We start from the raw sequence: 10,873 nt of genomic DNA on the forward strand, positions 1-10,873 counted from the left end.
TCATCGACAGCCGGTGCCGTGGTCAAGGTGGGCAACCGGACGAACCTTTCGAGGAGAGCAGTGGTATGGATCGAACCGAGCCGCGCGACGGCACACCGAAAGCGGTGCTGGTCGTGTCCGCGGCCTGGCTCGCGACGGCGGTCGTGATCGGGGCGCTCGCGCTGGGCCACGAGTACGGGCAGGCGGCACCTGCACGGCCGCGCACCGAGCCCACCACACCCGCGCAGAAACCCGTTGGGCTGCGGGTGAAGGACAACCGTCTGCCTGCGGAGAGCAAGACGACGCAGGCACCCGAGAGCGAGCGGGCGAAGGCGAGTGCCATGTCCGTCGTGGCGTCGGCGCTCGCGGCCAACGGCATCCCGGAAACCGCGTACAAGGCCTACGTGCACGCGGCCGAGGTGATCGCGAGCGAACAGCCGGGCTGCGGTCTGCACTGGTCCCTGCTGGCGGGCATCGGCAAGGTCGAGTCCGGCCACGGCAGGGGCAAGTACCTGGCCGACGGCACGGTGGCGCAACCGATTCTCGGGCCATCGCTGGACGGCAGCCCCGGCGTGGCGCGCATCGTCGACGCGAACGGCGAGTACGTCCGGGCCACCGGGCCGATGCAGTTCCTGCCGTCCTCCTGGGCGCCGGTCGCGTCCGACGGCAACGGCGACGGCGTCAAGGACATCAACAACATGTACGACGCGGCGCTCGGCGCGGCGAAGTACCTGTGCCGGGGTGGTGGCGACCTGCGGGACGAGTCGCAGCGCCGCGCGGCGGTGTTCCGCTACAACCAGTCGCAGGCATACGTGAACCTGGTGCTGGCGATCGCGGACTCCTACCGCACCGGCGAACCCGTGCGCGCCACCGAGTCGATCCTGCCCGCACCGCTCCCGCAGCCGGAGCAGCAGGCGCAACCGGTGCAGGCTCCGGAAAGCACGGGTACGAGCACCACGAGCACCACGGGTACCACCACCGCGGTCACGTCCACGCCGACGACCACCGTGCCGGTGCCGAGCGTCACGGGGTCGTCGACGTCGGTGCCGCCGAGCTCTTCGGCGGCGAGCTCGGCCGCAGCCAGCTCCGCTGACCAGATCGGCTGACCAGATCGCCTGAGCAGGCAACGGAAAAGCCGCCGCCCGAACCGTTCGGGCGGCGGCTTTTCCGGTGTGCCGTCAGACCGGAGCGTGTTCCCGCTCGGCGGAGTCCTCGGTGACTTCCGGCTCGGCCTTGCCGGACCGGGTGGTCAGCGCCAGCAGTCCGGGCACCAGCAGCAGCGCCACGATCGAGGCGGTGAGCACGATGCCGGTGGTGACGGCGATTCCGGTCTCCACGAGCAACGTCACCCCGGAGAACAGCAGCGAGGCGAACGTGCCCGCGAGGATCGCGCCCGCGGCGAGCACAGAGCCCGCCGTACCGCTCACCGCGGCGCGGATGGCGTCGCGTGTGGACAGTCCGGCCGCGTGCTCCTCGCGCACCCGTGCGACCACGAGCATCGCGTAGTCGCTGCCGATCGCCAGCACGAACAGATACGCCATCGTGGGCACGAGGTAGTTGACGCCGTTCTCGCCGAACCAGCGCACGAGCAGCCCGGTGGCACCGAGCGTCGCCGCGAAACCGGCGAGCACGGCCAGCGTGATCAGCACCGCCGTCAGCGGCCTGCGCAGCAGCAACGCCAGCACCAGCACGATCAGCGCGCCCGCGATCGGGAACTCGAGCCGCAGGTCGTGACTGTTGGCCGCCCGCAGGTCGGCCAGCGCCGACGACTGCCCGCCGACGAACGCGTCCACCCGTGTGCCCGCGGCCTCGTGCACCTTGTTCCGCAGCACACCGTTCGCTCCGGCGAGGTCCATCGCCTCCACCGAGGCAGGTGGCACGTCGAGCACGGCGTCGATGCGCGCGACCTTGTTGTCGCTGGACCGGATCGGCTGCTGCACGGTGACGACGTGCGGCACCGACCGCAACGTGTTGACCACCGCGGTGATCCGCCCCGCCGAGAGCGCGGCGCCGTCAACCGTGCGCAGATAGACCGAGACCGGGTTGACCGAGCCGACCGGATAGCCGGTGGTGAGCTGGTGGTAGGCGGTCACGCCAGGGGAGTCCTGCGGCAGCTCGCCCAGGTTGTCGTAGTCCAGCCGCAACGTCGCGAGCCCGCCCGCGAGCACTCCGAGCAGCACCAGCGCACCCAGCACGACCCGGAACGGCCGCCGTGCCACGAGCGTGGCGATCCGGCCCGGTTCGGCGTGGTGTGCGCGTGCCGCGTGCGGCTTGCTCGGCCAGAACACGGCGGGCCCCAGCACCGAGACCACGGCGGGCACGAGCGTGAGGGCGGCGAGCACCATCACCACGACGCCGATCGCGAGGCCGGCACCGAGCGTGCGGAACACCGCCAGCGACGCGACGAGCAGCGTGAGGAATGCGCACGTCACCGCTCCACCGGCCGAGGCGATCACCTCACCGATGCGGCGCACCGCGGTGATGACGGCGTCCGGCCCGTGACCGCCGGACCGCAGCTCGTCGCGGTAGCGGAACAGCAGGAAGAGCACGTAGTCCGTGCCGATGCCGAAGAGCACCACGATCAGCAACGTCAGCAGCTGCGGCGGCACGGTGAAGCCGAAAGCGGTGGCGGCTGCGGCGATCGCCGCCCTGGCGACGACGAAGACGATGCCGATCGCGATGAGCGGCACCACGGGCGCGGCGACGCTGCGGAACGCCACGATCATCAGCAGCACCACCAGGATCAGCGTGATCACCCCGACGAGCCGCTCGGCGCGTTCGATCGAGGCGGCGAAGTCGGCGCTCATCGCCGCGGGCCCGGTCACCCCGGCGACCAGACCAGACGCACGTGCCTTGTCCTGCGCTGCCGAACGAACCGCGGTGACCGCGCCCGCCGCCTCCGGCGACCCGGCCTGGTCGGTGGCGAGCACCACGGCTGCCACCGCCACCTTCTTGTTCTGCGACAACGACTGCGGCGTCGTCGTCACGGACTTCACTCCGGCGGGTCTGGCGGTGTCGATCGCGTGGCTGATGACGCCCACCTGGGCGATGTCGGCGCCGGAGAGCACCCCGCCGTCGGCGCGGGTGAAGACCAGCTGCACGCCCTGGTCACGGCTGAACGCCGAGCCCGCGACACCGTTCGCGCGCGCGGACTCGCTGTTCGCCACGACCGGCGTGGCGGCGGCGGGGTCGACCACCGACGAGTATGCGGGTGCGAAGACGTACGCGGCGGCCGCGAGCACCACCCAGAAGGCCATCACCCACCACCGGTGGCGCACGACGACTCGGCCGATCGTGCCGAACAGACCCGCTCGCTCGTGGGCGCGGCCAGCGGCTGTGGAGGCTGCAGAGCTCATCCGTCTCCCCTTCCAGCTCCACCCGCGGCGCGCGTGGCTGAGACCGGCACGACCCGCGGGCGTTCGTGCAGGACATGAGCCGGCGGGCTGGTGCTCCTTACGCGCGCACCAGGAAATCCTTTCGGCAGCTGTGTTCAGCTCGGCATGAGCGTCCGCACGCGCGCGGTGAGCTCGTCGTTGTCGCGTTGCGCCTGCTCCGCCAGCGCCGGGAATCGGGAAACCGCCTCGGTGACGACGTCGAGCGACTCCCCGGCGGCCTTCTTCGCCCAGGCCAGTTCCTCGCGCAACCACGTGCGGATCTCGGCGAGCGCGTCGGGGGAGTCCACCCTGGACAGATGCGCGCGCGTGTGCAGCCGCAGCGCATCGAAGCCGTCCACGTAGTGCTGCGCGTTGGCGCAGTGCGCGGCCAGCGCGTCGTCAGCGGTGAGCTCGGCGAAGTCGCCGACGAGAGGTGCGGGGGCCGGGTCGGGAGCGAAGAGCACGACCAGGGCGTCCCGGCACTCGGTCCACGGCTCGGCGTCCGCGACCGCTTCCCAGCCCTCCAGCAGCGCCGCCGACTCCCGCGCCCACGCCTCCGACTCCGCGAACAGCGAGGTCGTCCACGTCGCGAGAGAGGTCAGCGCCGCCGATCTCTTCCCGAGTGCGTCCAGCAGCTCGGCGTGCGCCTCGGCGAGCGCGGATGCGGGTGGGTCAGGCTGCGCCACCAGGTTGTTCCAGACGTCGGCGTTGTCCTGCACGGCAGCGTTGACCCTGTGCAGTGCGCTGGTGGGCGCGAACGTGGTCAGGCCGTCGAACCGCACCGGGAGCTGGGCGCCGCCGAGCCGGATGCCGGGGTACGTCTGCGCCAGCGCGGTCCAGTACGCCGCGTGGTTCGCGACCAGCGGACCGGCCACCACGATGCCGCCGTCGAGCCGCGGTGCCACGACGACACCGCCGTCGACGCGCCGCCACGTGCGCGCGTGCCGGGGGAGCGCGCCCGATCCCGGCACCTCGTAACCGTCCGGGCCGCGCACCGACCTCGCCCGCTCGGGATCGACGAGGACCATTCCGTCGCGTTCGGCGCACGGCAGCGGCCGGCGCGGCGGTGCGGCGTGCAGTGCCGCGATGTTGTGCCGGTCGACGAGCCCGCGCAGGACGTCCCCGGTGACCCCGGCCGGGAACAGCGCGATGCCGGCGGAGAGGTGGTTGGCCAGCTCAGGCTCGGTCTGCACGATTCCGATGCGTTCGACCGGGGGCAGTGCCGCCCACGCCTGCGCGGCCTGTTCGGGCTTGGCCCGGCCGCCGAACGCCCACTGCTGCACCCACTCGTCGGCGTCCTGCAGTGCCTCCATCACCACCTCGTCGGCCGCCAGCACGCCGAGCTCGGCCGACGGCACGGAGTTGACATAGGCGCGCAGGCTGAACCGCCCGGCGTCGCGGAGCACGGTGCGCGCCGCGCGCCGCGTGATCCAGTCGTCGATCTCGCCCCAGCCGCGCGCCATCGCCTGCTTGTCGGCGGGCCAGGAGTCGAACAGCTGCTCCTGCTCGGCGAACGGCAGCGCAAGGAACGCGTCGACCTCGGCGTCGAGCGGCATCAAGGCGGCGTTGACCGGACTGGACTGCTCGTCGGTGCCGAGTGCGTCGGTGCCGATCGCACTGAGGCACGCGATCAGGTGCAGGTCGGTGGTGCGGCCGAACTCGGGCCGGTCGAGCAGCTGGGCGAACAGGCCACCGCAGCGGTGCACGCCGCGGCACCCGGACGGGTCGTCGCACAGCCGCGTCTCACCGTCGACGAGCGCGATCCGCGGGTCGTTGACGTACAGCACGGTGATGCCCGGTGCTTCCGCGCTCGCGAGCACCGCGTACTCGTCGTCCCCCAGCGGACCCAGCGCCACGTTGGGGCACACCGCGAGCGGGCCGATCGAGCGCAGCGGTGCCGTGCCGCCGCGGCCGGTGAGCGCGGCGGCACCGAGCGCGAGCGGCAGCGACTCGCCGGGTGCGGCGTAGAGGTGGACGGTCAGTCCGGCTGGGACGAACGTGTCGTCTCCTGTGGACAGTCCGTGTCCGGTGACGAACAGCTCGGTGGTCATGGCGGCTCCCTGTCGGCGTGATCGGTTCACGGCACATGTCATCAGGTGCCCGATCGGGCAGCCGATGGTGCAACCGGGAACTTGCTGGCACAGCAAGGGAAAGACAGCCCTCGGCGGCGTTCATTACGGCTTGACCTCCACCTTCTCCCGGCTCGGCCGCGACGGCATCCCGCGGAGCGCGGTGCCCTCGCGGGCACATGCCGAAGAAGCGGACATGCATGCGTAATCCAAGTACCGCACGCAGATCTGGAGTGGTGTCCGACCGATCGGCCGGGTGTTCGGTACGCCCGCGCTCGCACGGCGAGCGCCGGGACTGGAGGAGTGCGATGAGACCAGCTCAGAGCACCGGGGAACGTCCGCGGCGAAAGCGACGTGCCTACGGGTTCACTTCCTTGTTCACGGTTCTGCTCCTGGTAGTGGGCAGCGTGATGACAGCCCCGGCCGCGAACGCCGCGCCGGAACTGAAGATCGACAAAGCGGTCAACGTCACCGACGCACCGAGCGGCGGGCAGATCGAGTACACGATCGGTGTGTCGTGCGCGTCCTTCGAAGGCGAGTCGTGCGCGGGCGCCGTGGTGCGCGATCCGCTGCCCTCGTACCTCGACATCAACAACAACACCCAGTTCGCGATCCCTCTGTTCAAAGTCGGCGCCGGTGCCGGCATCAGCGACGACGGCCAGATCGTCGGCAACGAGGTCGTGTGGACGATGGGCCCCGGCTTCATCGGTGGCGTGACCGCCCAGCTGAAGCTGGTCGTCACCACGCCGCAGGGCATCACTCCGGAAGGAGCGGTGCTCGTCAACCACGCTTCCGTCCAACTGGCACCGCAGGCGCCGGTGGTCAGTCAGCAAGACGTGCGCACCACGCTGCACGCCGCCTCCGCGATCAAGGCGGAGAAGACCGGCCCGACGCAGGTGCTCTCCGGCAGCAACGGCAGCTACCAGGTGCGAGCCTGCTTCGCACCGCAGTCCAACCCGAACGTCGGCCTGCTCGACATCGACAACGCCCAGCTGGTCGACACCTTCCCGGCCGGCGCCGTGGTCGTGTCCAGCGACGGTGGCGTCGTGTCCGGCAACACGATCACCTGGAACATCGGGCGCATGGACGTGGGGGCGCTGCAGCCCACCGGTGGCTGCGTTCAGCGCAACGTCGTGCTGAACTTCCCCACGGCGAACTTCCCGCCGAACGCCCCGCCTGTCGTCAACACGGTAGTGGCCAGCGGCACCAACCCGTCCGGACAGCCGATCCCGCCGTCCACGGCGTCGGTCAGCACCGGTATCACCGGTGACGCGACCATTTCCGGCTACCTGTCCAAGCAGGCGTCGCGTGGCTCGCTCGCCAACGGTGAGGACGTGTTCTGGTACTACGGCGTCGCCAACAACGGCACCGGCAACCTGGACACGTTCCGCATCGACGACGTGATCGACTCCAACCTGAAGGTCACGCAGTTCGCCCCCGGTTTCTGGCCGGGCAACGCGACGCTGCAGATCACCTACGACACGAACACCGGTCAGACGAACGTCCCGCTGCCCGGCAGCCCGTTCGCCCCCGGCGCGACTCCTGTCGATCCCGCTTCGCTGAACCTGCCGCCGGGCACCGAGATCACCGCAGTGCACTACGTGTGGAGCGGTGTGTTGGAGCCTGGCTGGGGCGCCAGCTACGTCGGCATCGGCACGACCGTGCGCAACCCCGGCTGGGACGGCACGCCGCTGACTGACAACGAGCAGGTGACCAACTGTCTCGACGCGTCTGTCACCGGTGCGGGCCAGACCGTGCCACTGCAGCGGTTCTGCGCCTCGGCGACGTTCCGGGACAACCCGGTCCGCGCCTACGTCAGCACCTCCGCCACCGGCAACCCCGGCGGCGCCAACGTCGGCGTTGTCGGCGGTCTCTTCGCGTTCACCACGGTCGCCGGAGTCGGCAACGACACGTTCGGCCCGCTGACGCAACCCGTCGTGACCGTGCGGCTGCCTGCGGGCTTCACGCTCGACGGCACCTACACCTTCGACCCCGGCACGAGTGGACTCCCGGCGCCAGACCAGTTCGAGCAGGTGCCGCTCGGCCCAGGCGGGACGCTGCTGAGGTGGACCTGGCCCGCGGGCACCAGCGTCACCGCTGGCAAGACCTGGTCCTTGAACTACAACGTGCGCGTTGGTCCGACGGTGACACCGGGCGGCATTCCCTACGACTCGACGATCTCTCCCGGTGACGCCGCGAGCCCGGTCTTCGAGTGCTCGTCGCAGAACCCGGAGGGTCTGCGCAACGAGGCCGACGGTGACGACCGCGACGGCGACGACCGCAACACCGACCCCATCTGCTTCCACCAGGAAGGTCTCACCGTACTGGAGACCACCAACCTGACCTCGTTCAAGCAGGTCAGGGGCCAGGTGGACGCGGAGCAGGGCCTCGGCTTCAGCTCGTCGGGCCACACCTACCCCGGTGGCCAGGTCGACTACCGCATCTCGGTGGTCAACAGCACCTCCGCCACCTTCGCGGCGGGTACGCAGGTGATCGACATCCTGCCGCGGGTCGGTGACACCGGCGTGATCGGCACCGGCCAGCGCGGCTCGCAGTTCGACGTGCAGCTGACCGGTCAGATCACCGGTGCCGGCGCGACGATCGAGTACAACACCTCGGGCAACCCGTGCCGTCCGGAGGTAGGCGGCCCCACCACCGGTTGCGACGCCACCCCGTGGGTGCCGTGGGCGGTGGTCGCGGGTGACCCGACCTCGGTGAAGTCGATCCGGTTCACCTTCGACGGCCCGATCGCACCCGGCGGCTCGCTCACCTTCGAGTGGCCGATGCGCGCCGAGACCGGTGCGACACCGGGCGAGATCGCCTACAACTCGTTCGCCTACCACGCGATCCCGGCGAACGGTGACCCGTTGCCGCCCTCCGAACCGGAGCGCGTCCCGGTGATCGTGGAGCCGCTGCCCGCGCTGGGCGTGGTCGGTGACCGCGTCTGGTCCGACACCAACGCCAACGGCGTGCAGGACAACGGTGAAGAAGGCATCGGCGGTGTGCGGGTCCAGCTGTGGCAGCCGGGTCCTGACGGCGTCGTCGGCACCGGTGACGACACCATGGTGAACAACGGTGAGACGTTCACCGACTCCAGTGACGCCACCAAGGGCCAGTACCTGTTCACTGCTCTTCCCGCGGGCAACTACTACGTGCGGTTCTTCCCGCCCGCAGGAATGATCGCGTCTCCGGCGAACCAGGGCGACAACGCGCTGGACTCCGACGGCAACGCGAACTCGGCGAGCCCGAACTACGGCTGGACCGAGGCGTTCGCGCTCGGCCAGGCGCAGGACGACCGGACCTGGGACATGGGTCTGGTGCAGGCAACGCCGTCGATCCACATCGAGAAGTACGTGACCGGTGGCTCGGCGGTGCAGGACGACGCCGACGCGGCACCCGGCCCGTCGATCCCGATCGGGTCGCCGGTGACGTGGACCTACGTGGTCACCAACACCGGCAACATGGACCTGAAGGACGTCCAGGTGACCGACGACCGCGGCGTGGTGCTCACCTGCCCCGGCATGCCGGCACCGACCGACGTGTTCCTGCGCGGCGCCTCGTTCACCTGCACCGGTACCGGCACCGCCCAGGCCGGTGACTACGTGAACGTCGGCACGACGTCCGGTCAGCCCGTGGACACCGCGGGTCAGCCGAGCGGCGGACGGGTCACCTCGACCGACCCGGCGCACTACACCGGTACCGACCCGCTGACCGCGTCGGTGGGCGACTTCGTGTGGCGCGACCTGGACGGTGACGGTGTCCAGGACGCGGGCGAGCCGGGAGTGTCCGGCGTGGCGGTCGAGCTCTTCCGCCAGGACCCGGGCGGCCCGGTGTCGGTGGGCACGACCACGACCGACGCCAACGGCTTCTACCAGTTCACCGGTCTGCCCGCGGGCAGCTACTCGGTGAAGTTCACCGCGCCCGCGGGCATGGTGGCCTCGCCGCAGAACCAGGGCGGCGACGACGCGGTGGACTCCGACGGTGACGCCGGCGGTACGACGCAGGTGTTCACCCTGGACATCGGTGAGCACGACACGACGTGGGACCAGGGTCTGATCCTGCCCGCGAACGCCACCATCGGTGACTTCGTGTGGCGCGACCTCGACGGTGATGGTGTGCAGGACGCGGGCGAGCCCGGTGTCCAGGGCGTGACCGTTCAGCTGTTCACCACCGGTCCGGACGGCCAAGCCGGCACGGCCGACGACGTCTCGCTGGGTACCCACGACACGGACGTGAACGGGTTCTACCTGTTCACGGACCTGCCGGCGGGCACCTACTTCCTGAAGTTCCTCGCGCCGAGCGGCACGTACATCACGCCGCGCAACCAGGGCGGTGACGACGCGGTCGACTCCGACGCCGACGCCACCGTCGCCGGCCCGGCCTACGGTCGCACCGAGGTGATCACGCTCGACCAGGGCGAGGTCGACCGCACGTGGGACATGGGCCTGGTGCAGGCGCAGATCGACATCGAGAAGTACGTGACCGGCGGTTCGGCCGTGCGGGACGACGCGGACAACCCGCCCGGTCCGACGGTGCCGAACGGCAGCGCGGTGACGTGGACGTACGTCGTCACCAACACCGGCCAGCTGCCGCTGACCAACGTGGTGGTGACCGACGACAAGGGCGTCACGATCACCTGCCCGAACCAGCCCTCGGTGCTGGCTCCGGGTGCCTCGTTCGAGTGCACGGCGTCGGGCACGGCGGTGCCGGGCCTGTACCGCAACGTCGGTGACGTGGTCGGCGACGTCGTGGACGGCAGCGGTCAGCCGACGTCCGACGAGGTGCGCGACAGCGACGCGGCGCACTACACCGGTGTCGACCCCTCGACCGGCTCGGTCGGTGACTTCGTCTGGGCCGACACCAACGGCAACGGCGTCCAGGACGCCGGTGAGGCCGGAGTTCCCGGTGTGACCGTCGAGCTGGTCAACGCCGGTGCGGACGGTCAGGCGGGTACCGGTGACGACGTGTCGATCGGCACGAAGATCACCGGGGCGAACGGCGACTACCTGTTCACCGGCCTGTCGGCGGGCAGCTACTTCGTCAGGTTCACCGCACCCGCGGGAACGGCGCTGTCGCCGCAGAACCAGGGTGGCAACGACGCCGTCGACTCCGACGGTGATGCCGCCGGTGTGACCGCGGTGTTCGCCCTGGCTCAGGGCCAGCAGGACCTGAGCTGGGACCAGGGTGTCGTTCCGCCCGTCGGCTCGGTCGGTGACCGCGTGTGGACCGACGCGGACGGCGACGGTGTGCAGGACGCGGGCGAGCCGGGTGTCCCCGGTGTGACCGTGGAGCTGTTCGCCGCGGGTCCGGACGGTCAGGCGGGTACCGGTGACGACGTGTCGCTGGGCACCAAGACGACCGACGCCAACGGCGCGTACCTCTTCACGGGTCTGCCCGCGGGCAGCTACTTCGTGAGGTTCGTGGTGCCGGCCGGTTCGTACGTCTCGCCGC

General features: G+C 70.6%; 4 protein-coding genes. 2 read left to right on the forward strand and 2 right to left on the reverse strand.

Going from position 1 to position 10,873, the window contains the following annotated elements:
* Window positions 1–65 precede the first annotated feature (65 nt).
* Entirely contained in the window at window positions 66–1,085 is a 1,020-nt protein-coding gene (locus tag UK23_RS14945; RefSeq protein ID WP_052684679.1) for a lytic transglycosylase domain-containing protein, read from the forward strand.
* 72 nt (window positions 1,086–1,157) lie between these two features.
* On the opposite strand, the gene UK23_RS14950 is transcribed toward UK23_RS14945, so the two are convergent.
* A complete protein-coding gene (locus UK23_RS14950) occupies window positions 1,158–3,335 on the reverse strand; it encodes an MMPL family transporter (RefSeq protein WP_052684680.1) in 2,178 nt (725 codons plus the stop codon).
* Between the two features lie 134 nt (window positions 3,336–3,469).
* Window positions 3,470–5,404 (reverse strand): putative adhesin, encoded by a 1,935-nt coding sequence (locus UK23_RS14955; protein WP_045312095.1) that lies wholly within the window; start codon window positions 5,402–5,404, stop codon window positions 3,470–3,472.
* 428 nt (window positions 5,405–5,832) lie between these two features.
* Between UK23_RS14955 and UK23_RS14960 the strand changes: the two genes are divergently transcribed.
* Window positions 5,833–10,873, forward strand: a 5,041-nt coding sequence (locus UK23_RS14960) for an SdrD B-like domain-containing protein (protein WP_196777744.1), incomplete at its 3' end; no start/stop codon positions are given.

It is taken from the genome of Lentzea aerocolonigenes, from assembly GCF_000955955.1.
Taxonomy (GTDB): Bacteria; Actinomycetota; Actinomycetes; order Mycobacteriales; family Pseudonocardiaceae; genus Lentzea; species Lentzea aerocolonigenes_A.

Coding starts and splice junctions, on each gene's coding strand:
- UK23_RS14955 (WP_045312095.1), bottom strand. CDS start 5,404: ATGACCACCGAGCTGTTCGTCACCGGACACGGACTGTCCACAGGAGAC.
- UK23_RS14945 (WP_052684679.1), top strand. CDS start 66: ATGGATCGAACCGAGCCGCGCGACGGCACACCGAAAGCGGTGCTGGTC.
- UK23_RS14950 (WP_052684680.1), bottom strand. CDS start 3,335: ATGAGCTCTGCAGCCTCCACAGCCGCTGGCCGCGCCCACGAGCGAGCG.